This is a genomic window from Burkholderia sp. PAMC 28687 (genome assembly GCF_001577465.1).
GTDB lineage: Bacteria > Pseudomonadota > Gammaproteobacteria > Burkholderiales > Burkholderiaceae > Caballeronia.
Window position 1 is genome coordinate 276877 of sequence record NZ_CP014507.1, and the last position, 22028, is coordinate 298904.

Sequence of the window (22028 nt, forward strand, 5' to 3'; positions counted from 1 at the left end):
AATAAGCGCTTACTTGAGCATCTCGTCGCGAATCCAGTCGGTCACCGACGTGCGCTTCGGCGTCCATCCGAGCAATTCACGCGCGTGCTTGCCACGAACCCGGCTGTTCGATCCCAGCCCATACGACGCCATTTCATAGCCCCATTCCTTCTTCGCTTCTTCGAGCGGCCAGTCTTGCGGTTCGCCCAGATTCAGCGCCTCGGCCATCGCCCTGGTCATTTCGTGGAACGCCGCTTCGCCGCTCTCGACGAAATAGAACGTGCCCGCCGGGCTCTTTTCCAGCGCGCGAGCATAGAGGTCGGCGACATCGTCGATATGCACATTCGACCAGATATTACGTCCCGGCCCGACATGCCGGACGATGCCGCTTTTCTGCGCCTGGGAAAGCAGGCGCGGCAACTGGACGCTTTTCGCGGTTTTCATGGCGCCGTGACCGTAGATCAGCGTGTTGCACAGCACCGAGGCGCGCACGCCACGGGTGGCTGCGTCGAGCACGAGGTTGTCGATGGCTACGCGCGCCGCTTTATCGGCGGTCGGTTCCGGCAGCGTGTCCTTGTGGTAGATCGCATCCGAGCCTTCGCCGCCGGAAGCGTCGCCGACGATGCTTGATCCGCTCGTATGCAGCAACGGCTTGTCCGATCCCGCCAGCCCTTCGATCAACGCTTCCACCGCGCCGCGATGGTCGCTGTTCGCGGCGTTGATGACGCCATCGGCGGCCCTGGCTTCGGCAATCAGCAGATCGCGGTCATCGAGCGTGCCGATCACAGGCTCCACGCCCAGTTGCTTCAGTTCGGCCGCCTGATCGGCGCGGCGGATCAGCCCGCGAACCTGATGTCCGTTGCGCGCGAGGTGCGCTGCGATTGTTCCGCCGATAAACCCGCTTGCGCCCGTTACAAATACCTTCATGTCCATTCTCCTTTGATGATTCCTGAATCGATTGACCTAGTATCGCTCGGTTCTACTTTCGCAAAAACGGTGTTAGTCTCAAATCAATCTTGACTATGCATCAACAATCGCACGATGAAAACCACCACCGAAGAATTGCTCGCTTTCGTGACCGTGATCGACGCCGGTTCGATCACGGCCGCCGCGGAAGCTTTGCAGCAAACGGTTTCGGGTGTCAGCCGCGCGCTCACGCGGCTCGAAACCAAGCTCGATTCCACGCTGATTCGCCGCACCACGCGCCGGCTCCAGCTCACCGACGAAGGAGAACTCTTCCTTGTGCGCGCCCGGGCCATCCTCGCCGCAGTGGAAGACGCCGAGGAGTCCATCGCACGGCAGCGCGAACGGCCGGCGGGACGCTTGCGGGTGGACGCGGCGTCGCCGTTCATGCTTCATTGCATCGTCCCGCATGTGCAGGCGTTCGCCGCGGCTTATCCCGAAATCGTGCTGGAATTGAGCAGCAACGAGCGGTTTGTCGACTTGATGGAGCAACGCGTGGATATTGCGATCCGGATCGGCGCGCTGCAGGATTCCACGCTGCACGCGCGCTCGCTCGGCAGCAGTCGGTTGCGGATACTCGCGAGTCCTGGATATCTTGCCGAGCACGGCGAGCCGCGAACGGTGGCGGAGTTGAAGGGACATCGGCTGATCGGATTTACCGCGCCCGAGAGCCTGAACGACTGGCCTTTGCTCAGTGACGACGTCCGCTTCAGGATCGTGCCGGACATTGCGGCATCGAGCGGGGAAACCATGCGCCAGCTTGCTCTCGCCGACGGCGGTATCGTATGTCTCGCGTCCTACATGACCCACGCCGATGTCGCGGGCGGGCGCCTTCGGACCGTCATGGACAGCGCGTGGCTCGACGTCAGGCAACCGGTCAGCGCGGTGTTTTACCAGAGCGCGTCGATGGCCGGACGCGCCAAGGCCTTCCTCGATTTTCTTGCGGGACGGTTGGTGCTGTGAGCAGGTGGTCGTATGCTGCCGTCTGACATTTCTTAATATTCGAGTCTATTCATGCCTATCGAACGAATCAACGCACCGGGCCTTCCGGTTCCCGCCGGCCATTACAGCCATGCCACGCGCGCCGGCAATCTCATCTGCGTTTCCGGCCAGTTGCCGATGCGCCCCGACGGCACGCATACCGGCGACTTGCCGTTCGAAGAGCAGGCGCGGCAAACGCTCGAAAACGTCAGCACGGTGCTGGCCGCGGCCGGCGCGGCTCTGCAGGATGTGATCGAGGTGACTGTCTATCTGGTCGGCGTGGATCACTGGAAGGCGCTCAACGAGATCTACGCGAGCCACTTCGGCGAGTGGAAACCGGCTCGGGCAGTGGTGCCGGTCGGCGCGCTGCATTATGGATATCTGATCGAGATCGCGGCGCGCGCCTGGGTTGAATAGTCGGCAGTGAGTTGGCGCCGCGCGGTATCGCTTTTATCATGGCCGGGTTGTATCAATCACGCGGGTCCATCGAGGGTGACGTCATGATCCAACTCGTGTTGCTGCTGCTGGGCGTCGACTACTTGCGCCGCCGATGGATCACGCTGGCAGTGGCCGGCGGCATCTGGCTCGTGATCGGCGTGCTCGTTTTCATCGATGCCCTCGATGGCGTCCTCTACTTTCCCATTCACTTTTTCGCGTGGCTGTTGCTGATCGAGGGCATCGCAACGCTTGCCGCAGCGGGTACGGGCGTTGGCGGCCAGCGAACACTGCGTTACGTGAAGGGTGCGGCTTTCGTGCTGGCGGCGCTGCTGATCATGGCGGGTCATCATCACGGCAACTTCGTCTTGTCGATGATCTTCGGCACCTTGTTTCTCGCCGATGGCCTGCTGCAATCCGTCTCGGCGGTCGTTGTCCGTTACAGCCGATGGAGGATGGTGCTGGCGCTGGCGATCATCGAAATCCTGCTTGCTGTCTTCTTTTTCCAGCCCTATCCGACGCATTACGTGGGCACGGCACCTTATGCGATCGGGCTTGGACTTGCGTTCGGCGGCTGGAACATGCTGCTGATCGCGTTTCGCGTGCGTCGCATGGAAAGCCTGCCTCCCGAAACCAAAAAGACGCTGGCCCTGTCCGATGACGTCATTACCGATCCTGCCATGGCCGACAAATCGGCAGCCGCGAAAGCCGTGGCGAGTGCGAGTGCCACCGAAGCCGATGCCCCGTTCGAATGGGACGGGCCGCCCGCCGCCGACGAAAAAGCCCTGACCGTGCACGTCTGGACGCCGGTCGGCTCTGCGCGGGCGCAGGCAAACCGGCGGCTGATCGTGGACCGCTACATTGCCGCCGTCGATGCCAACGGCGTCATTTCCACCGGCCACGCGGCGCTGGAATCGCCGGAAGGCATTTATATCAGCCTGTATCCGGGGGTCGAGATCGATCGCTCGCCGGACGAGTTTGGCCGCATCCTCCGTGCGACGCGCGAGAACAACGTGCCTGGCGTGTTCCAGCCGGACTACCCGACGGAGTCGACGGCTTGGTGCGAATCCACGACACGCGTGCGTATCCGGAACTATCGACCGGAGCGGCTGAACGCGTTCTGGGAGAAGTATCGGGAGGACCCGACTTACAACCTGACTTACCGCAATTGTTCCAGTACCGTCTCCAATGCCCTGGAGGCCGCACTGGAAGGGACGGTAGGAACCTTTCATGGCCGCGACACCGGCTGGCGTTCGTTCCTGCGCCTGCTGGTCACACCCGAACTCTGGGTCGCGGCGCAGATTCGCAAGCGCGCCGCGACAATGGCGTGGACGCCTGGCCTCACGCTCGATTACGCGCGGGCGTTAAGCATGCTCGCCGATCCGCGCCCGTTCAGCTATCTCAAGATGACACGCCTCGCCGTGCGCAAGATGCTGCGCTCACGGCGTCAGTGGCGACAAGAAACATCCGACGCCGCGGATGCCCGGGCAGGGCGCATGGACGGCACGCGGGCTTCGTAGTGGCTTGTCCGGGGCTTAAGCCGCATCAAGCCAGATCGAGCGGCGCAGTCAGATCACCCAGCGGCGCTTCACCATTTGCCACAAACGCCCGGTCCCTCGCGACGACCCCCTCAAGCGGCACCAGGCCATGCACGCGGGTGATGAAGCGCAAGATCGAGTTCGTGTCGTAGACCGTATGGTCGACCAGACCTTTCTTTGCAAACGGCGCGATCACGAGCGCCGGAATGCGCGATCCGGGGCCCCATCGGTCGCCCTTCGGCGGCGCCACATGATCCCACCAGCCGCCGTTTTCATCGTGCGTGATGATGACGACTGTGTTGTCCCACTGCGGCCCGCGCTGAATCCGCTCCACGATATTCGACAGATGCCGGTCGCCCGATTCCACGTCGGCATAACCCGCATGCATGTTCAGGTTGCCCTGCGGCTTGTAGAACGCCACGGGCGGCAGCCGGCCTGCATCGATATCCGCGATGAACTTGTTCGTTGAAGCATCCTCGCCCACGCCGGCGTCGCGCAAGTGCTGGGTGCGTGCAAGCGTGCCCGGTGCGAAGCTGCTGAAATAGTTGAATGGCTGGTGGTGATACTGGAAGTCGGGAAGCATGCCGGTGTCGCGATGCGTGAGCGCGAACTCCCACGCGCCGCCGTACCACGCCCAGTCCACCCCTTTGTCCGACAAGCGGTCGCCGATCGTCGCATAGGTCTGCGGCGGCAACACCTTGTGATTCGAGGGATCGGCGAGCGTCGGATCGCCGCCTTCCGCGGGCCTGACGTTACTCGGCTGATAAGGCGGCGCCATGGTGTTGACCGCGTAGCCGTCGGCCGTAAGCGCGCCGTCGTTCACATACGAGGGTGGTCCGTCAAGCGCCGAGGCCGGCGAGTCGGGCGCGAGTTTGAGCCGCGTACCTAGCGGATCGTCACCGTCGAGCACGGACAGCAGCTTTTTCGCCGGCCCGTTGTGCGCATCGGGATATCGCGGCGCCTGACCCGAAATCAGGAAGATGTGATTGAGCCAGGAGCCGCCGAAAGCCGCCATGAAGAAGTTGTCGCACAGCACGTTCTGCTGCGCGATGCTCCAGAGTTTCAGCGACTCCGCCGAGTTGCGGTAATGCCCCATCACCAGGCCACCTGAATCACCCCAGGCAGCGAACTGGTTGTTGCGCCCGGCATTGATCTGCATCTGGTTCTGATAGAAACGATGTACGAGGTCACGCGTGATGACGCCGTTGGGCAACGGCTGGCCTTCGGTATCGACGAGATGAAAGGGTCCGTTGGCAATACCGTCGATCTGCTTTTCCGAGATCATGTAGCGTTTGCCGTCCACTTCCTGCGCCTGCGGCACGAGACCACCCCAGATTTTGGGCAGCACCGGCATAGGCGTGCGTCCGTCGCGGTCGAGCTGCACATAGCGAGACGCGGGCACGGCTTCGAGCGGATATTGCACGCCCGGATAATTGCCCCACAGATTGCTGAAACTGCGATTCTCGGCGTAAATCACCACGATATGCCGGACTTTTGCCTGCAGCGTGCGGTCGAGCGCGAGATCGGCAGCGGTCTCGGGCGTGCCCGTGCGGGAATCGAGGAGATCGCAGGCGCTCAGCGACAATCCGCCCAGGCCGGCGAGGCCCATGCCAGCGACCAGCAGGCGGCGGCGAAATGGATCCTGGGGCAGGTCGGACGCGGGTTGCTCGTCACGCGGATCGTCAGTCTGGCTCATGCACAGGCTCCTTCCTGGTTCTCGACAGGGCGCACCTTCGCGGTGCCACGGCTCGGTCGTGCGAAAGAATAGTGTCGAATTTTCAGAGTCAAAGCAACCCAGGCGCGCTGCTCCTCACATTTCGTCTCCTGAATCGTGCACGTATCCGCCGATCTCCGACAGTCGGCCAAATGGCATATGACGTGAAAACGAGATCGCGACAGCGAAAATGATCTCGTTCATAGCTCATATGCCATTCGGCCGACTGGAAAGCGTCACGTCTCGCGACTACTATCGATCGAACTACCCGGTTTTCAGCTGAACACGAGCTTCATGCCGACCAGGACGAGCGTCGCGGCCAGGACGTTACGCAGCAAGACTTCGGGCGCTCGGGCGGACAGCAGGCTGCCGATGACGATGCCCGGCAGGGAGCCAACCAGCAGGGAAACCAGCAGCGACCAGTCAACCGAGCCGAGCAGCCAGTGACCCGTGCCGGCAATCAGCGTAAGCGGCACCGCGTGCGCAATGTCCGAGCCCACGATTCGCGCCGTGGCGAGGCGAGGGTAAAGCAGCAAAAGCACCGTGACGCCGATCGCGCCGGCGCCCACGGAGGTGATCGACACCAGCACGCCGAGGACGGCGCCCGTCAGTACCGTCCAGCCGATAGTGCGCGTTTCGCGGCCCGCTGCGCCCGAGTCACCGCCGCGAGCCTCGCGTGCCATGCCGGTCTTGTAGGCGAAGCGTGCGAGTTGCGGGCGGAACACGAGCGACAGGGCGGTGATCAGGAGCGCGTAACCCAGTATTAGCTGGATGACCCGCGCGGCTGCGGGCGTGTTCAGGCCGTACCGGTGGAGCAGGAAAAGCGTGATGGCAGCAGCGGGAATGCTTCCTGCCGCAAGCCGTCCCGTAACGCGCCAGTCCACGTAACCTTTCAATCCATGGACCAGCGTGCCGGCGGACTTGGTCGCGGCTGCATAAAGCAGGTCGGTGCCGACCGCCGTGGCAGGATGAATGCCGAACAGCAGCACGAGCAGCGGGGTCATCAGCGATCCGCCGCCAACGCCGGTAAGTCCGACCAGAAAACCGACGGCAAGGCCAGAAGCCGAATAAAGTAGATCGATATGTGGGAAAGACATGCAGCTTGGAGAACCGGTTGGGTGAGCGTCGGTCGAAAAACGGTCGATGATAGCGGGTCCGCCGCGTGCACGCCTCCGGTCCCGGCAAATTGATTCGCAGGCTCCGGCCGTACAATCCGCCAACGGTGGCCGATATGGCCGGGCAAGCCGAGTGTCCAGGCAACTCTTTTTCAGGAAGGTGTAATGGAAACGAAGGAACAACAGCAGGCAAATCAGTCGCTCGACGACCAAAAGGCCGCTGCCGCTGGCCGTAGCCCCGCGCATGACGACCTTCCCGATCCGGTGCGCAGCACGGTCGGTGTGCGCGAAGTTGCTCCCACCACGCCCCTCGCGGTGACTGACGGCGCATTTATCGCAACAGAACACTCGAATTATGCGAATGAGCGTCAGTTCGTGCTCAAAGCAGGCAATACGTTCGTCGTGAACGACGCCAATGGAGACATCCGCGGCAACGACGACGGGCTCTTCGTCAACGATACCCGCGTGCTGTCGCAGTTGCGCCTGACCTTCGGCGGCCGCGCGCCGTCGTTGCTGTCGGGGAGCGTATCCAGCGACAACGCCGTTTTTACCGCACACATGACCAACCGGCCGCTGCCCCCCATCGGTGGTGCGACCACGCCGGAAGGGGTGCTCCATATCGAGCGCCGGCGCGTGCTGTCGCGGCACGTGCTGCACGAAGCCATTGTATTGACCAATTACGGCACGGAACCGGCGACGGTGCCGCTGTCCATCGACTTTGCGGCCGACTTTCACGACATGTTCGAGGTCCGCGGTTCCACGCGTCCCAAACGCGGGGAAATGCGCGAGCCGTGCATCGAAGACGGAGAAGTGGTGCTTCGCTACACGGGTCTCGATGAAGTCGAGCGGACCGCGCGCATCCAGTTCTCCCCCGCGCCGCATTCGCTGACGGTCAGTCGAGCCGACTACGCGTTGCGAATCCAGCCGGAAACGGCCATGTCGATTTACCTGTCGGTAACGGCGCTCACGCATGCGTTGAGCGACGCGAGCGCCGAAAGCAAGAAGATCGCCGAGGAAGGTGCGGAATGCGCGCCGGAATCGGGCCGCCCGGCGATTCGTGAGGCACTGGTCGATGCTCACAGGCGCATGCGCGACAGACGCCGCTCGGTCGCGCGGGTGCGTTCGAGCAATCCGCTCTTCAGCGAGTGGATCGACCGGTCGCTGGCCGACCTGGGATTGCTTACCACCGACCTCGAAACGGGACCGTATCCGTATGCGGGGATTCCATGGTTCTCGACCGCGTTCGGTCGTGACGCAATCATCACGTCGCTGCAGATGTTGTGGCTGGATCCGTCGCTTGCGCGCGGCGTGCTGCGCTTTCTCGCAGCCAACCAGGCGCGTGAGGACTCGGCTTTTCGCGATGCCGAAGTCGGCAAGATCATGCACGAGACCCGCAATAGCGAAATGGCCGCGACCGGCGAGGTGCCATTTGCAATGTATTACGGCGGCGTGGACAGCACGCCGCTCTTCGTTGCGTTGGCCGGGGCTTATGCGGAGCGAACGGGCGATACGGCGCTTATCGACGAATTGTGGCCTTCGCTGCAGTTGGCGGCAAAGTGGATCGCAGGTCATTGCGACAAGAACGAATACGGCTTGCTGAGCTACCAGCGCGCGACGGAACACGGGCTCGCGAACCAGGGTTGGAAGGACAGCCACGACTCGGTGTTTCACGCAGACGGCAGCTTCCCGATCGGCCCGATTTCGCTCATCGAAGTGCAGGGCTATGCATCGACGGCATTTGCAACCATGGCCCGTTTCGCGCGGCAACGCGGCATGCCGGATGACGCGGCGTCCTTCGACAAACGCGCACAGCACATTCGTGAGCGCGTGGAGACGATGTTCTGGATGCCCGAGTCGGAGTTCTACGGCATTGCGCTCGACGGCAAGGGCGAGCTGTGCAAGGTGCTGTCGTCGAACGCGGGGCACCTGCTGGCGTTTGACCTGGTCGAGCGCAGCCGGGGCGAGGCCGTGGCGCGGCAACTGGAATCGACCTTGTTCCACACGGGCTGGGGCGTTCGTACGCTTGCTGCCGGCCAGCCGCGTTTCAACCCCATGTCGTATCACAACGGTTCAGTCTGGCCGCACGACACCGCCATGTGCGCACGTGGTCTTGCACGATACGGCGACCGCGGCGGCGCAGTACGCCTGCTGCAGGCGCTGTTCGAATCCGCCGTCACCTTCGACATGCGCCTGCCCGAGCTGTTTTGCGGTTTCACGCGGCAACGCGGCGAGCGTCCTATCGGCTATCCGGTTGCGTGCCTGCCGCAAGCATGGGCGGCAGGTTCGCCGTTCATGATCCTCGAAGCGTGCCTGGGAATCGCCATCGATGCCGAGCGAGGCGAAGTGCGTATCGACCGGCCGCAACTGCCGGATGGTATCGACTGGCTCGAGATCGGCGAGTTGCGTGTCGGCGAAAAGACCGTATCGATAACCTTCCGGCGTGTGGGCGGGCAGATCGTGCCGTCGGTGGAAGGCGACGTTCGCGTGGTCGCCGTTCTCTAAATCGCCAAAGTACAGCGCTTAAACCGCGACGCTGCCGACGTAGTTTTCGGCCAGCGCCGTGGCGGCGGCGCGCGATGTCGTCACATGTTCCAGCTCGGCCACTTGCAGGCGCTGCTCGAACGGCGAGGTGTCGTCGAGCTTGTGCAGCATCCGGGTCATCCACCACGAGAAATGCTCCGCGCGCCAGACGCGTTTCAGCGCGGTTTCCGTGTAACGATCCAGTTGCTCGCTCGTGCCTTCTTCGTAGAAGGCACGCAACGCGGCGGTCAGCACGCGGACATCGGAAACCGCGAGATTCATGCCTTTTGCGCCCGTCGGCGGGACGATGTGCGCAGCGTCTCCGGCCAGGAATAGCTTGCCGGATTGCATCGGCGTGGAGACGAAGCTGCGCATGCCGACAATGTTTTTCTGGAAAATCCGGCCTTCGGTGATTTGCCAGCCGTCATGCGTATCCACACGGGCGTGAAGTTCTGCCCAGATGCGGTCGTCCGACCAGGCATCGGCTGACTCCTTGGGATCGCACTGGAAATACATTCGCTGCACGCTCGGCGAACGCGTGCTGATCAGCGCAAAGCCACGGTCGTGACGCGCGTAAATCAGTTCGTTCGACGAGGGCGGCGCTTCCACCAGGATTCCGAACCAGCCGAACGGATAGATGCGCTGGTAATCGTGCCGCTGCGCTTGTGGCATCGAGCCACGCGCAACGCCCTGAGACCCGTCGCAACCCACGATGAAGTCACACTCGAGCTCGTGTGCATCGCCTTCGTGTGAGTATTTGATGCGAGGCCGGCTTGTGCCTGCCGCTGATTCAAAATCATGCAACGAGACACCCGATACCCCGAATTTCAACGCGCCGTCCGCTGCCACGCGTGCGCCGACCAGGTCCTTGATCACTTCGTGCTGGGCATAGACGGTGATTGAATGCCCGGTGAGTTCGGTCAGCGCAATGCGGCGGCGCTGCCCTTCGAATGCGAGTTCAAAGCCGTGATGCACCGCGCCTTCGGCTCGCATTCGCGCGCCGAGTCCGGCTTCGTTGAGCAGGTCCATCGTGCCTTGTTCGAGTACGCCGGCGCGAATGGTGGATTCAATCTCACTGCGGTTGCGCGCTTCGAGGACGACCGATTCGATACCGCGCAGATGCAGCAAGTGAGAAAGCAGCAGGCCGGCAGGACCCGCGCCGACGATTCCGACTTGTGTACGCATGATTGTCTCCGTTATGCGTTGTTTTGATTGTGGAGAGAGTCTGCGGATGTGCACCATATCGCGCAACGCGATAGCGCAGATAGCCAATATTCCGATAGTCGATAAAGGTCATGGGCGTAGCTGGGTCCGGTGCTTGCTGAGGTTGAACATCCTTCAACCCTATCTGGAGCAACGCAAATGGCCCTGATCTCGTACCCGAAACCGCCGTTCCCCGAACAGCCGCAAAAGCAGCAGCCTGGCCACACACAGCCGATGGACCCGCAGCCCGATCACGGTGAAAAGAGCTACAAGGGCGCGGGCAAACTCGCGGGCAAGATTGCGTTGATTACCGGTGCCGACAGTGGCATTGGCCGGGCGGTGGCGATTGCGTTTGCGCGCGAAGGCGCAGACATTGCAATCTCCTACCTCGACGAAGACGAGGACGCGAAAGAGACCGCGCGATGGGTCGAGGAAGCCGGGCGCAAGTCGCTGCTGCTACCCGGCGACATCACTGATTACGCGCATTGCCGCGCGCTCGTGGCGAAAACGGTCGAGACCTTCGGGCGTGTCGATGTCCTCGTGAACAACGCCGCCTACCAGATGACCTACGATAGCCTGGAGGAGATCAGCGACGAAGAATGGGACAAGACGTTCTCGACGAACATCGGCGCGATGTTCCGGATCACCAAGGCTGCCGTGCCGCATATGCAGCCCGGTAGTTCGATCGTGAACACGACATCGGTGAACGCGGACGCCCCGAATCCCGGCCTGATCGCGTACGCGACGACCAAGGGTGCGATCCAGAACTTCACCGGCGGCCTTGCGCAGTTACTGGCCGAGAAAGGCATTCGTGCGAACGGCGTGGCGCCAGGGCCGATCTGGACGCCGCTGATTCCATCGACGATGGACCCCGAAAAGGTCAAGAACTTCGGCTCGCAAGTGCCGATGAAGCGCCCTGGCCAACCAGCCGAACTGGCGGCGGCATATGTGCTGCTGGCATCGGATGAAGGGAGCTATATTTCCGGCGCGACGATCGCCGTGACGGGCGGCAAGCCGATTATTTGAGGTGCGTCTTCAAAGCTCGGGGCGTGCATGCGACACTGCGCGTTCGCACATTCCTCGAGCCGGACGCCCATGTCATTCACGATCCGTCGTCTTACCTCCGCCGATGCCGCCGCGTACCGCGAACTCAGGCTGGAAGGCCTCGAGCAACATCCTGATGGCTTCGGCTCCGCGTACGAAGACGAGAAGGACAAACCGCTTTCGTGGTTCGGGCAACGGCTGACGGATGCAGCCGTGTTCGGCGGGTTTTTACAACGTGACGATGTGAACACGGAGAGTCTGGACGGTACCGCCGGCCTCATCGTGCCGCATGGGGCGAAGGTCAGGCACAAGGGCACGCTCTATGGCATGTACGTGCGCCCGGTGGCGCGCGGAACGGGTCTCGCCGCGGCCGTGGTTCAGGCCGTGCTGGACCATGCTCGCAGCGTGGTCGAGGAGATTCAGTTGACCGTTTCGCCGGACAACGAGGCGGCGTTGCGGCTTTATCGGAAGGCGGGATTCGTGGAATACGCGCGTGAACCGCGCGCATTGAAAGTCGACGGCAAGTATCACGACTCGGTGCTCATGACTTTGCCGTTCGACCCTTCCCGGAAGGATTAACCGTTGGATTCCTTCAACTGGTTCAACCGGTACTCGCCCGTACGTGCCAGCATCCAGCCCGGATATTCGCTTGCGAGTTGGCTGACTTCATCGAGCGCGGCGAGTTCGTCGTCATTCAGCTTGACGTTGGTCGCGGCGATGTTGTCATCGAGTTGCTCGATCCGCTTCGCTCCCACGATCACCGTGGTCACCACTTTCTGGTGAAGCAGCCACGCGAGCGCAATTTGCGCGATCGTCACGCCCTTGGCTTCGGCCATTTTCGCCATGGCGTCGATGCAATCGTGCGCACGCTCCATATTCACCGGCGGGAACTGGAAGTTCGTGCGGCGCCCTTGCTCGCTGGAACTGCCGTCGCGCTTGTATTTGCCGCTCAGCAGGCCGCCCGCAAGCGGACTCCAGACCATCAGCCCGACGTTTTCGCTCTTCAGCATAGGCACGATTTCTCGCTCGAGGTCGCGCCCGGCGATCGTGTAATAAGCCTGCAGGGATTCGAAGCGTGCAAGCCCGAGCCGTTCCGAAATCCCCAGCGCCTTCGCAATCTGCCAGGCCGCCCAGTTGGATACGCCGACATACCGCACGTGACCATGCTGCACGAGCGTGTCGAGCGCGCGCAGCGCTTCTTCCATGGGCGTGGCGGGATCGAAACCATGCAACTGGTACAAATCGATATGATCCAGTTGCAGGCGCTTCAGGCTCGCCTTCACGCCATCGATGATATGAAAGCGCGACGCGCCGCGCGAATTGACGCCCTTCGTGCCGGTTTCGCCGTGGATCTTGGTCGCGACCACGACGTTCTCGCGTGGCACTTTCAGGTTTTTCAGCGCCTGACCCGTCATGATTTCGGAGGTGCCGTCGGCGTAGACATCGGCGGTATCGAGGAAGTTGATACCCGCGTCCAGCGCCCGGCCGATGAGTTTGTCCGCGTCCGCCTGCTGCAGCCCGCCGATGTTCGTCCAGATGCCGCCTTCGCCGAAGGTCATCGTGCCGAGGCAGAGTTCTGAGACGAACAAGCCGGTATTGCCAAATTTTTTGTTGCGCATGCTGGGTTCCTTAGAATTCGTCCTTGGATGGTGCGGCCGGCGCGCACTGCCACACCGCCGCACCGGGATTACGAATGCGCAATGCGTGGACCGCGTGCGCGGCTTGCGCACCGAACGCCCGTTCGGCGCGGCGATGGCTGGCCGCGACAATCCAGTATCTGCCTGCGATATGCCGAAAGGCTAGCCTGATCCTGTCGGATCATTGCCCGATTCTGCAAACGCCACGTGCGGCGCTGGGCGAAAACGCCCGCGCGCGAGTAAGCTGAGTGCAATTCACCGGCAGCACTTCAAACGCCTCGCGTATCCGCAAACAGGCGAATTGCATGCAAACTGCATGCATCATTGAGGTCCGGCTGACGGTTATCCTTCTTCACCCCCGGCGCCGTTGTTGCCCGTTTTGCCGCGCAGACGCCAACTCACTGAATGCGAATCATGGCCCTGAATGAGACGGCGGATTCCGCCATCGATCCAAGACAACATGCCGACCATCCGGATCAGTCGGCACAACGCGAGCCGGTCAACGGTCACGATACCGCGCCGCTCGACCCCGGCCTGGATCACGCGCGCCTCGACCTCGTCGCCTTGCTCGAACGGCTTACCGCCGACCACGAGGGCTCGCACGAGACCGCGGTCAAGGGTTTGCACGTGCATCGGATCGTGCATTGCGGCGGTCCGAGCCACGGCATGCAGACGCCGGCGCTCGGCCTGATCGCGCAGGGGTCCAAGCGGATCATGGTCGGCGACGAACTTTATGTCTATGACCCGATGCATTACCTGGTTTCATCGGTGGATTTGCCGGTGATGGGGCAGGTGACGGGCGCAACCGAAGACAAGCCTTATCTTGGACTTCGGCTGGACATGGACGTGGAAGAAATCACCGCGCTGATACGCGACGAAAACCTGCCGCCGCCCACTCACGCCGATGCCACCCGCGGCCTTTACGTGAACCGCCTTGGCACGCCCATGCTCGATGCCGTGCTGCGGCTCTTGCGCCTGATGGACACGCCTGAGGACATCCCCATCCTCGCGCCCATGATCAAGCGCGAAATCCTCTACAGGCTCCTGATGAACGGCTCGGGAGCGCGCCTGCGCCAGATTGCGTTGCAGGACAGTCAGACGCAGCGCATCGCGAAGGCCATCATGATGCTGCGCCAGAACTTCGACCAGCCGCTGCGTGTGGAATCGATCGCGCGTGACGTGCACATGAGCGTGTCTTCGCTGCATCATCATTTCAAGGCGGTGACGGCCATGAGCCCGCTGCAATACCAGAAGCAGTTGCGGCTGCAGGAAGCGCGCCGGCTGATGCTGATTGACATGACGGATGCAGCCACGGCGGCGCATCGCGTGGGTTATGAAAGCGCATCGCAATTCAGCCGCGAGTACAGCCGTTTGTTCGGCGCGCCGCCTCTGCGCGATACCCGCAGATGGCGCGATTCGACCGGCGCATGAGCCACACGCGCACCAATAAAAAAGCCAGGGGACGTCCCCTGGCTTTTTTACTCGACCCGCGCAATCAATAGTACCGATGCGGCGGCGCATAGTGATGCGGCGCGTGCCGGCGTTCCCATTCACGACGTTCCCAGTACCGGTGGCCATCGTAGTAACGGTCGCCGTGCCAGCCGCGGCTGTCGACATGCACGTAGCCGGGGCGGAAATGCTCATCGGCGGATGCCGCGTTCGATACACCAATACTCGTCACGGCAGCAGCAGCAGCGAGCGATGCAAGCAACAAGCCTTTCTTGAGTTTCAACATGATGGTTTCCTTCGCGTTTTGTCAGTTATGAATGCCGTCGATGCGCGGGTCGTCAGTGCTAGTAGCGGCCGTAGTAGTCGTGATGGTGATATCCGCCACCATCCGGAACTACGATGCAACCGCCCAAGGAACTGCCGAGGACCACTGCAAGTGCGGCAAGAATCGCTAATCGTTTCATCGGTTTCTCCAAGTGAATCCCGTAAAATCAATTTAGCAATTAGATAAATGACAAGCCGTGTGCCTTTGTAAGGAAACGTATGCTTGGAAATATTCAGGAAAGGACGCAAAAGGGCGCAGGCGCCCGCGCTGTTACCGAACGATCTGCGGCTTTACATTTGGCGTGAGCGAAACACCAACCACGCGGCCGTCTTTCACGCCGCAACGGCTATCGAGCCGGGTCCACTGCGAATGGCCGCGCGTTTTTGCGAAGGCGCGCATGATGATCACTTCATCGACCGGAACAGGATTGCCCGCGCTGAAGACGGTGGTGTCGTCGTCGATCCTCGCGTTCAACACGCGCCGGTCCGGCACTATAAAGGTATCGTATTTCGGCGTAAGCGCGACCCAGTTGTCGAAAGCGGCGACGCAGCGGATCACGGGCTGGGGAACGTGCATGCGCGTGAGATACGCGTAGTCTTCCTTCGATGGGTCCGGCGCTTCCTGCGCGTGAACAAGAGAGAAAAAGGAGGCGGTAGCTAACAATCCGATTACAGCGGCGGGGGACGAGCGGAGCTTTCTCATGCTGGTGATTCTCAGTATCCTCGATACGCGCATCCATGAAGGACGCGGCCTTGTTGGTCCGATCTTCGCGCCCATGGCGAACGCGAAGGGCAAAAGACATTTCGCCGAAGTATACGCGCGGCTTCGGCGCGTTACAAAAACGTGACCTATACATTGGTACGTGAAATCGCCGGCTGCATGATGTATTCGTCTGGTTTGAACACGCTCGACGCCTTCCGGAATTTCCAGCTGAAGCCTGGCCATAACGCGGTATTCCTGCCTGAAGCCGGATCGATATACCAGCTTTTGCAGCCGCCTTTTGCCCAGATCGCGCGGTTCAATTGCTGCTGGATACGGACGTTGTACTCGGCTTCGACTTCCGGCTTTACATCGATGCTCGCCACGCCGCGATCGCGCATATAGGCGAGCGCTTCCATGACGTAGGTGACTTGCGACTCGATCATGTAGACCATCGAGTTATGCGCGAGGCCTGAGTTTGGACCGACGAGCATGAAAAAGTTCGGATAGTCCGGCAGCGTCGTGCCGAGGTAAGCGTGGGCGCCGTCGCGCCAGGTATCGGTGATACGCACGCCGCCGCGACCGATTATCACGCCGCGCGTGAAGGGCTTCGAGACCTGGAAGCCGGTGCCGAAGATGATGCAGTCGGCGGGATGTCGGACGTTATCGGCGGTGACGACTGCGTTGGGTTCCACGCGCACGATGGGCTGCGTCACCACCGACACATTGCTGCGCGATACTGCCGGGTAATAGTCGTTCGAGATCAGGATCCGCTTGCAGCCGATGGTGTAATCCGGTGTGAGCGCAAGTCTCAGCTCAGGATCGGCGACCTGTTTGTGCAGATGCCTGAGAGCGACCTTCTGGATCACTTTCATGAGGGCCGGATGCACGACGAACCCCAAAACACGCGCTTCGAGCATCCAGTAAAGCGTCGCGCGCAGCAGCCATTGCGCGAGCGGAACGTGCTTCAGGATCCATCGTTCGAGCTTGCCCAGTTTGCGGTCGTTCTTCGGCATGATCCACGGGGGCGTGCGTTGAAACACGTCGAGATGCGCCACGCGCGCCGCGATTTCGGGCACGAACTGGATCGCACTCGCGCCCGTGCCGATCACAGCAACCCGTTTGCCTTCCAGCGGCATCTCGTGATCCCAATGCTGCGAATGGAAACACGGTCCTTCGAATGTATCGATGCCCGGGATTGCCGGAACGGATGCCCGCGACAACCCGCCCATCCCCGCGATCAGCACGCGTGCCGACACCTTCCTGCCCGTTGAAAATCGCAGGATCCAGCGTTGCGTGGGTTCATCGAAGGTGGCGCGTTGCAGCGTTTCGTTGAAACGCAAATGCGCTCCAATACCGAACCGCGCCGCGCAATCCTCAAGGTACGCGCGGATCTCGGCTTGCGGCGCGTATAGCCGCGTCCAGCCCGGATGCGGCGCGAACGAGAACGAATAGACGTGGGCCTGCACGTCGCAGGCGCAGCCAGGGTAATGGTTGTCGCGCCATGTGCCGCCAAGCGACGCCGCCTGCTCGGCCACGAAAAAATCGTTCATGCCTGCCTGTTTCAGCCGGATCGCCATGCAAAGACCGGCAAAGCCCGAGCCTATGACCGCTATGTCGATGCGTTCGGGTTCATTCGCGGCGGGCGAGGAGGCGTCTTGAGGCACGGTTTCGGCAGTGAGCGTGACGGGCGGGGACAGACTATCTCAAATTTTGGCACCAAACGGGAGGCAGGCCACAGCCCTGGAATCTTCATTATCTGCAACAAACTGGCACGTTGACCGTTAAAATGCGCGCCGGCGCCAACACAAAGCGGCCACGCCACGGAGACATGAATCGATGACCACCCGCCAGGAATATGAAGTCCCTCAGGCCACAGCCGGCTCTTTATCGGCGGGGTCGATTTCTGCGCGGCTCGACCGTTTGCCTGCAACCCGTTCCATGTGGACGCTCGTCGTGTTGCTGAGCCTCGGTTTCTTCTTCGAACTCTACGACCTGCTGTACTCGGGCTACGTCGCACCCGGGCTGGTGAAGAGCGGAATCCTGACATCGACGACAGTCGGGTTGTTTGGCTTCACGGGCGTGGCGAGTTTTATCGCGTCGCTGTTTCTTGGGCTTTTCATTGGCACGATCGCTTGCGGGTTTCTCGCCGATCGCTTCGGGCGGCGCGCGATCTTCACTTACTCGCTGCTCTGGTACACGGCCGCGAACGTGATCATGGCTTTCCAGGACACCGCGGGCGGCCTCAACTTCTGGCGCTTCATGGCGGGCCTGGGGATCGGCGTGGAACTGGTGACCATCGGCACGTATATTTCGGAACTCGTGCCGAAGCACATTCGCGGACGCGCTTTTGCGTGCGAACAGGCGATCGGCTTCATGGCCGTACCGGTGGTCGCGTTCCTGTCCTACGCGCTGGTCCCGAACAAACCCTTCGGCTTCGATGGCTGGCGCTGGGTCGTATTGATCGGCGCACACGGCGCGCTGTTCGTATGGTTCATCCGCCGCGCCTTGCCCGAGAGTCCGCGCTGGCTGGCGCAAAAAGGCCGGCTGACGGAAGCCGACGCCATCATGACCGCCCTGGAAGCCAGGGTCGAAAAGGAATACGGCCGGCCGTTGCCTGTGCCCGCCGCGCCCGAACCCGTCAGCACGCGCGGTGCGTTCAGCGACATGTGGGTCGCGCCCTACGGCAAACGCGCGACCATGATGATCATCTTCAACGTGTTTCAGACGGTCGGTTTCTACGGCTTCGCCAACTGGGTCCCGACGCTTCTGATCCGGCAGGGCATCACCATCACGACCAGCCTCATGTACTCGACGATCATCGCGATCGCCGCGCCGGTCGGGCCGATCATCGGCTTGTTCATCGCCGATAAATTCGAGCGCAAGAGCGTGATCGTTGCGATGGCCGGCATGATCGTGGTGTGCGGACTGGTCTTCAGCCAGGTCTCGGGCGCGGCGCTCCTGGTTGCAATGGGCGTGGGACTCACGCTTGCCAGCAACATCATGTCCTACAGTTTCCATGCGTATCAGAGCGAGCTGTTCCCGACGAGCATCCGGGCGCGCGCCGTTGGATTCGTCTATTCGTGGAGCCGTTTTTCGGCCATTTTCACGTCGTTTTTCATCGCGGGCGTGCTGAAGGCGGCGGGAACGACGGGCGTGTTCGTGTTTATCGCCGGAGCGATGATCGTGGTCATGCTCGCGATCGGCTTCATGGGCCCGAAGACGCGCGATATGGCGCTTGAACAGATCTCGAGATGATGGTTTTTATAGCGATGTTGTCGGCATAGGACGCTATACGGTTGGCGTTCAGGCGGCAGACGCCGCCCTGCATGACGGCAAGATGACGCGTGTTATGCCAAAATCTGCATGACGCGATTAACTCTCCGTTATGCCATGTCCGACACGCTCACGCCTGCCGAAGCCGACCACGCAATGCGCCACTGGTCGTATGGTTCCATCGGCAAGATTCAGATTGGTTCCCCGCAGCACAAACGCATGTTCTGCGAAATGCTGCTCACCACGCACAACCCCTACAAGCCTGCAGTGATCGACTGGCCGTTACTCGCGCCGGCCGCGCTCAAGCGCATCACCTCGTTGCCCATCTGGGACATCGCGGTCCAGACGGAAGGGCGCGCGTCGATTCGTGTAGCGACGTTTGCCCACACCATCAAGGACCCGTTGCTGCGCGAAGCTGTCACCATGAATGGCGGCGAGGAAGCGCGCCACAAGATCGTGTTGTCGAGGCTCGTGCAGGCGTACGGCATCGACCTTGCGCCCGAACCGCCGTATCCAGCGCCCGACGATGCACTGCGCGCCTGGATGCTCACGGGGTACAGCGAATGCATTGATAGTTTTTTCGCGTTCGGTTTGTTCGAAGCCGCGAAGCAGACAGGCTATTTTCCCGATGAACTGGTTGAAACGTTCGAGCCGGTGATCCAGGAAGAGGCGCGCCATATCCTGTTTTTCGCGAACTGGGTTGCGTGGTATCGGCGGAATCTGCCCTGGTACAAACGGCCGTGGTTTCTCATGAAGACCGCGAGCGTCTGGATTTCGCTGATTCGAGACCGGATATCGCTGGCCAAGGGGTTCGACACCGGCGGCGCCGCGCAGGACATGAATTTCCCGGCGAACGTCGGGGATTCGGTGGGCGGGGGGATATCGGTTAAGGCGCTGATCGAGTTATGTCTGACCGAGAACGAGCGCCGGATGGGCGGCTACGATGCGCGTCTGCTTCGTCCAACGACAGTGCCCTGGTTAGCGGGAATTGCTCGCCGGTTCATGAAGTAGTTGATCTAAACGCAACTAACGGTCTATCCCGCCTGCGCCCATGGACCCGGCCGGTGCCCGCTATTTTGCGAGCCGCGACGCCTCGAACCGGCGCGACGCCTCTTCCACGTCCTGTCTGAACTGCGCAAGCGCAGTCAGGTTTGCAGCAGGTGGCTGCAGCGCTGTCCAGAGCACATCGACGAGTTCGGTTGCCGTCGTGTCGATCTGAGCCTGGCTCAGATGCCGCTTCGCGAGCGTCGCGTCCCACAGGACATGCTCCATCGGCCCGAAAACCAGCGACCGGAGCAAGCGTAGCGGCAGATCCGCGCGCACCTGGCCTATGCTCTGCCCGTGCGACAAAACGTTCATCAGCGGCGCGGTGTATCGGCGTTGCAAGTCCGTGAGCGTGTCGCTCAGGTCGTGATGTTTCGTGCGTCCCTCCGATAAAACCAGCGCACACAATCCCGTACCGTTCACCAGCATCAGTCGCAAATGCGTCTTCACGATGAACGCAAACTGCTGCCGCACGCTGCCATCGCGGGGAAGGCCGGATTCGAAGGCATCGATGATCTCGTCGTACCAATCCGCAATCACCCGCGCGCACAACTCCCGCTTGCCGCTGAAATAACTGAACACGGTCGCCTCCGAAATCCCGGCGCGCTGGGCGATTTCGGCGCTGGTGGCCGCGTCGTAGCCTTTTTCGGCGAAGACATCTCGGCCGGCCTGAAGAATGTCCTTCACGCGTTGCTGCGACTTGACGCCTGCAGGCGTGCGGCGATTTCCGGTGACGGGCGATGAGGACATGGCTTTGAGGTTGGATTCGACAAATGTGAGCGTAGCTCAAATCCCTATTGACGGAAAGTGGGGTTCAGCATGAAACTACCAAATATCAAGCAAATCGGTGTGTGTGAGTATCACTCACTGCTCCGATAGAGCCCCGCCGATACCCCGAAGGAGGAGACCCGCATGAACGACGTACCCGGTCTGAATTTCGCCCTGGGCGAAGACATCGACATGTTGCGCGACTCGCTCGCCAATTTCGCCGCAAAAGAGATTGCGCCGCGCGCCGCTGAAATCGATAAAACCGATCAGTTCCCCATGGACCTCTGGAAGAAATTCGGCGATCTGGGCGTGCTCGGCATGACCGTCTCGGAGGAGTACGGCGGCGCGAACATGGGTTACACCGCGCACATGGTCGCCATGGAGGAGATCTCGCGGGCGTCGGCGTCGGTGGGATTGTCGTATGGCGCGCATTCGAACTTGTGCGTGAACCAGATTCATCGCAACGGCACGGAAGCGCAGAAGCGCAAGTATCTGCCGGGGTTGATATCGGGCGAACACATCGGCGCGTTGGCAATGAGCGAGCCGAACGCCGGATCGGACGTGGTCAGCATGAAACTTCGCGCCGATGAAAAGGGCGATCATTACGTGCTCAACGGCACGAAGATGTGGATTACCAACGGTCCCGATTGCGACACGCTGGTCGTGTACGCGAAGACCGATATCGAGGCGGGTGCGAAGGGGATTACCGCGTTCATCGTCGAGAAGGGTATGAAGGGTTTCTCGGTCGCGCTGAAACTCGACAAGCTCGGCATGCGTGGTTCGCATACCGGCGAACTCGTGTTCGAGAACGTCGAAGTGCCGAAGGAGAATGTGCTCGGCCAGTTGAACGGCGGCGTGAAAGTGCTCATGAGCGGCCTTGATTACGAACGCGCGGTGTTGGCCGGCGGCCCGACGGGCATCATGGTCGCGTGCATGGACGCGGTCGTGCCGTACATCCACGATCGCAAACAGTTTGGCCAGGCGATCGGCGAGTTTCAATTGATTCAAGGCAAGGTCGCCGATCTCTACACGACGCTGCAAGCCTGCCGCGCGTATCTCTATGCAGTGGGCCGTCAGCTCGATACGCTCGGCGCGGGACACGGCCGCCAGGTGCGCAAGGACTGCGCGGGCGTGATCCTCTATACCGCGGAGAAAGCGACGTGGATGGCCGGCGAAGCCATCCAGATTCTCGGCGGCAATGGTTATATCAACGAATACCCGGTTGGCCGTTTGTGGCGCGACGCGAAGCTCTATGAAATCGGCGCGGGCACGAGCGAGATCCGCCGCATGTTGATCGGGCGCGAACTGTTCGCCGAAACGGCTTGAGGGCATAGACAC

General features: G+C 61.5%; 20 protein-coding genes. 11 read left to right on the forward strand and 9 right to left on the reverse strand.

What is annotated here, in order from left to right:
- Positions 1 to 9: 9 nt before the first annotated feature.
- Positions 10 to 906 carry an NAD-dependent epimerase/dehydratase family protein gene (locus AX768_RS24105; RefSeq protein ID WP_062003638.1) on the reverse strand — a complete coding sequence of 299 codons (897 nt, stop codon included), beginning with the start codon at positions 904 to 906 and terminating at the stop codon, positions 10 to 12.
- Between the two features lie 114 nt (positions 907 to 1020).
- Here AX768_RS24105 and AX768_RS24110 point away from each other — a divergent pair, with 114 nt between their 5' ends.
- The 3 genes from AX768_RS24110 to AX768_RS24120 all read left to right on the forward strand — a co-directional run bounded on the left by AX768_RS24110 (position 1021) and on the right by AX768_RS24120 (position 3878).
- Positions 1021 to 1905, forward strand: a complete 885-nt coding sequence (locus AX768_RS24110; RefSeq protein WP_062002645.1) for a LysR family transcriptional regulator — start codon at positions 1021 to 1023, stop codon at positions 1903 to 1905.
- Between the two features lie 51 nt (positions 1906 to 1956).
- Positions 1957 to 2340, forward strand: coding sequence for a RidA family protein (locus AX768_RS24115; protein ID WP_062002646.1), 384 nt, complete (start codon positions 1957 to 1959; stop codon positions 2338 to 2340).
- A gap of 83 nt (positions 2341 to 2423) precedes the next feature.
- Entirely contained in the window at positions 2424 to 3878 is a 1455-nt protein-coding gene (locus AX768_RS24120; protein ID WP_062003639.1) for an HdeD family acid-resistance protein, read from the forward strand.
- Positions 3879 to 3903: 25 nt separating this feature from the next.
- Here the strand turns inward: AX768_RS24120 and AX768_RS24125 are convergent, their stop codons facing one another.
- Positions 3904 to 5592 carry an acid phosphatase gene (locus AX768_RS24125; RefSeq protein ID WP_062002647.1) on the reverse strand — a complete coding sequence of 563 codons (1689 nt, stop codon included), beginning with the start codon at positions 5590 to 5592 and terminating at the stop codon, positions 3904 to 3906.
- 293 nt (positions 5593 to 5885) lie between these two features.
- Positions 5886 to 6707 (reverse strand): sulfite exporter TauE/SafE family protein, encoded by an 822-nt coding sequence (locus tag AX768_RS24130; RefSeq protein WP_062002648.1) that lies wholly within the window; start codon positions 6705 to 6707, stop codon positions 5886 to 5888.
- Between the two features lie 183 nt (positions 6708 to 6890).
- Between AX768_RS24130 and AX768_RS24135 the strand changes: the two genes are divergently transcribed.
- Entirely contained in the window at positions 6891 to 9227 is a 2337-nt protein-coding gene (locus AX768_RS24135; protein ID WP_082779059.1) for an amylo-alpha-1,6-glucosidase, read from the forward strand.
- An 18-nt stretch (positions 9228 to 9245) separates the two neighbouring features.
- Here AX768_RS24135 and AX768_RS24140 read toward each other — a convergent pair whose 3' ends face one another.
- A complete protein-coding gene (locus tag AX768_RS24140) occupies positions 9246 to 10430 on the reverse strand; it encodes a 4-hydroxybenzoate 3-monooxygenase (RefSeq protein ID WP_062002649.1) in 1185 nt (394 codons plus the stop codon).
- A gap of 177 nt (positions 10431 to 10607) precedes the next feature.
- On the opposite strand from AX768_RS24140, the gene AX768_RS24145 reads away from it, so the two are divergent.
- The gene (locus tag AX768_RS24145; protein WP_062002650.1) at positions 10608 to 11474 is read left to right on the forward strand and encodes a glucose 1-dehydrogenase; all 867 of its coding nucleotides are present in this window, start codon (positions 10608 to 10610) and stop codon (positions 11472 to 11474) included.
- Positions 11475 to 11543: 69 nt separating this feature from the next.
- Complete coding sequence (locus AX768_RS24150) at positions 11544 to 12071, forward strand: GNAT family N-acetyltransferase (protein ID WP_062002651.1); 528 nt, start codon at positions 11544 to 11546, stop codon at positions 12069 to 12071.
- Here AX768_RS24150 and AX768_RS24155 read toward each other — a convergent pair.
- Positions 12068 to 13111: an aldo/keto reductase gene (locus AX768_RS24155; RefSeq protein WP_062002652.1), complete on the reverse strand. Its 1044-nt coding sequence runs from the start codon at positions 13109 to 13111 to the stop codon at positions 12068 to 12070. The two genes, AX768_RS24150 and AX768_RS24155, sit on opposite strands and share 4 nt — an antisense overlap.
- Positions 13112 to 13543: 432 nt before the next feature.
- Here AX768_RS24155 and AX768_RS24165 point away from each other — a divergent pair, with 432 nt between their 5' ends.
- The gene (locus tag AX768_RS24165; RefSeq protein WP_062002654.1) at positions 13544 to 14560 is read left to right on the forward strand and encodes an AraC family transcriptional regulator; all 1017 of its coding nucleotides are present in this window, start codon (positions 13544 to 13546) and stop codon (positions 14558 to 14560) included.
- Positions 14561 to 14624: 64 nt separating this feature from the next.
- Here AX768_RS24165 and AX768_RS24170 read toward each other — a convergent pair whose 3' ends face one another.
- Together AX768_RS24170 and AX768_RS24175 are read right to left on the reverse strand one after the other, a co-directional pair.
- Positions 14625 to 14864, reverse strand: coding sequence for a hypothetical protein (locus tag AX768_RS24170; RefSeq protein WP_062002655.1), 240 nt, complete (start codon positions 14862 to 14864; stop codon positions 14625 to 14627).
- 309 nt (positions 14865 to 15173) lie between these two features.
- Positions 15174 to 15605, reverse strand: a complete 432-nt coding sequence (locus tag AX768_RS24175; protein WP_062002656.1) for a BspC domain-containing protein — start codon at positions 15603 to 15605, stop codon at positions 15174 to 15176.
- On the opposite strand from AX768_RS24175, the gene AX768_RS32945 reads away from it, so the two are divergent.
- Positions 15604 to 15750: a hypothetical protein gene (locus AX768_RS32945; protein WP_155524331.1), complete on the forward strand. Its 147-nt coding sequence runs from the start codon at positions 15604 to 15606 to the stop codon at positions 15748 to 15750. The genes AX768_RS24175 and AX768_RS32945 overlap by 2 nt on opposite strands.
- 1 nt (position 15751) lies before the next feature.
- Here the strand turns inward: AX768_RS32945 and AX768_RS24180 are convergent, their stop codons facing one another.
- On the reverse strand, positions 15752 to 17269 hold the full coding sequence (locus AX768_RS24180; protein WP_231941594.1) for a flavin-containing monooxygenase: 1518 nt from the start codon (positions 17267 to 17269) through the stop codon (positions 15752 to 15754).
- Positions 17270 to 17441: 172 nt separating this feature from the next.
- On the opposite strand from AX768_RS24180, the gene AX768_RS24185 reads away from it, so the two are divergent.
- Positions 17442 to 18860: an MFS transporter gene (locus AX768_RS24185; RefSeq protein WP_062002658.1), complete on the forward strand. Its 1419-nt coding sequence runs from the start codon at positions 17442 to 17444 to the stop codon at positions 18858 to 18860.
- Between the two features lie 135 nt (positions 18861 to 18995).
- A complete protein-coding gene (locus AX768_RS24190; protein WP_062002659.1) occupies positions 18996 to 19889 on the forward strand; it encodes a ferritin-like domain-containing protein in 894 nt (297 codons plus the stop codon).
- 60 nt (positions 19890 to 19949) lie between these two features.
- Here AX768_RS24190 and AX768_RS24195 read toward each other — a convergent pair whose 3' ends face one another.
- Positions 19950 to 20672: a TetR/AcrR family transcriptional regulator gene (locus AX768_RS24195; protein WP_062002660.1), complete on the reverse strand. Its 723-nt coding sequence runs from the start codon at positions 20670 to 20672 to the stop codon at positions 19950 to 19952.
- A 162-nt stretch (positions 20673 to 20834) separates the two neighbouring features.
- Between AX768_RS24195 and AX768_RS24200 the strand changes: the two genes are divergently transcribed.
- Complete coding sequence (locus AX768_RS24200) at positions 20835 to 22016, forward strand: isovaleryl-CoA dehydrogenase (protein ID WP_062002661.1); 1182 nt, start codon at positions 20835 to 20837, stop codon at positions 22014 to 22016.
- The last annotated feature ends 12 nt before the right edge of the window (positions 22017 to 22028 follow it).

Bases quoted from the DNA above. Each gene is read 5' to 3' on its own strand.
- AX768_RS24135 (WP_082779059.1), top strand. From the start codon at position 6,891: ATGGAAACGAAGGAACAACAGCAGGCAAATCAGTCGCTCGACGACCAA.
- AX768_RS24185 (WP_062002658.1), top strand. From the start codon at position 17,442: ATGACCACCCGCCAGGAATATGAAGTCCCTCAGGCCACAGCCGGCTCT.
- AX768_RS24200 (WP_062002661.1), top strand. From the start codon at position 20,835: ATGAACGACGTACCCGGTCTGAATTTCGCCCTGGGCGAAGACATCGAC.
- AX768_RS24120 (WP_062003639.1), top strand. From the start codon at position 2,424: ATGATCCAACTCGTGTTGCTGCTGCTGGGCGTCGACTACTTGCGCCGC.
- AX768_RS24125 (WP_062002647.1), bottom strand. From the start codon at position 5,592: ATGAGCCAGACTGACGATCCGCGTGACGAGCAACCCGCGTCCGACCTG.
- AX768_RS24115 (WP_062002646.1), top strand. From the start codon at position 1,957: ATGCCTATCGAACGAATCAACGCACCGGGCCTTCCGGTTCCCGCCGGC.
- AX768_RS24145 (WP_062002650.1), top strand. From the start codon at position 10,608: ATGGCCCTGATCTCGTACCCGAAACCGCCGTTCCCCGAACAGCCGCAA.
- AX768_RS24140 (WP_062002649.1), bottom strand. From the start codon at position 10,430: ATGCGTACACAAGTCGGAATCGTCGGCGCGGGTCCTGCCGGCCTGCTG.
- AX768_RS24170 (WP_062002655.1), bottom strand. From the start codon at position 14,864: ATGTTGAAACTCAAGAAAGGCTTGTTGCTTGCATCGCTCGCTGCTGCT.
- AX768_RS24195 (WP_062002660.1), bottom strand. From the start codon at position 20,672: ATGTCCTCATCGCCCGTCACCGGAAATCGCCGCACGCCTGCAGGCGTC.
- AX768_RS24165 (WP_062002654.1), top strand. From the start codon at position 13,544: ATGGCCCTGAATGAGACGGCGGATTCCGCCATCGATCCAAGACAACAT.
- AX768_RS24130 (WP_062002648.1), bottom strand. From the start codon at position 6,707: ATGTCTTTCCCACATATCGATCTACTTTATTCGGCTTCTGGCCTTGCC.
- AX768_RS24190 (WP_062002659.1), top strand. From the start codon at position 18,996: ATGTCCGACACGCTCACGCCTGCCGAAGCCGACCACGCAATGCGCCAC.
- AX768_RS24175 (WP_062002656.1), bottom strand. From the start codon at position 15,605: ATGAGAAAGCTCCGCTCGTCCCCCGCCGCTGTAATCGGATTGTTAGCT.
- AX768_RS24150 (WP_062002651.1), top strand. From the start codon at position 11,544: ATGTCATTCACGATCCGTCGTCTTACCTCCGCCGATGCCGCCGCGTAC.
- AX768_RS24105 (WP_062003638.1), bottom strand. From the start codon at position 906: ATGAAGGTATTTGTAACGGGCGCAAGCGGGTTTATCGGCGGAACAATC.
- AX768_RS24155 (WP_062002652.1), bottom strand. From the start codon at position 13,111: ATGCGCAACAAAAAATTTGGCAATACCGGCTTGTTCGTCTCAGAACTC.
- AX768_RS24110 (WP_062002645.1), top strand. From the start codon at position 1,021: ATGAAAACCACCACCGAAGAATTGCTCGCTTTCGTGACCGTGATCGAC.
- AX768_RS32945 (WP_155524331.1), top strand. From the start codon at position 15,604: ATGCTGGTGATTCTCAGTATCCTCGATACGCGCATCCATGAAGGACGC.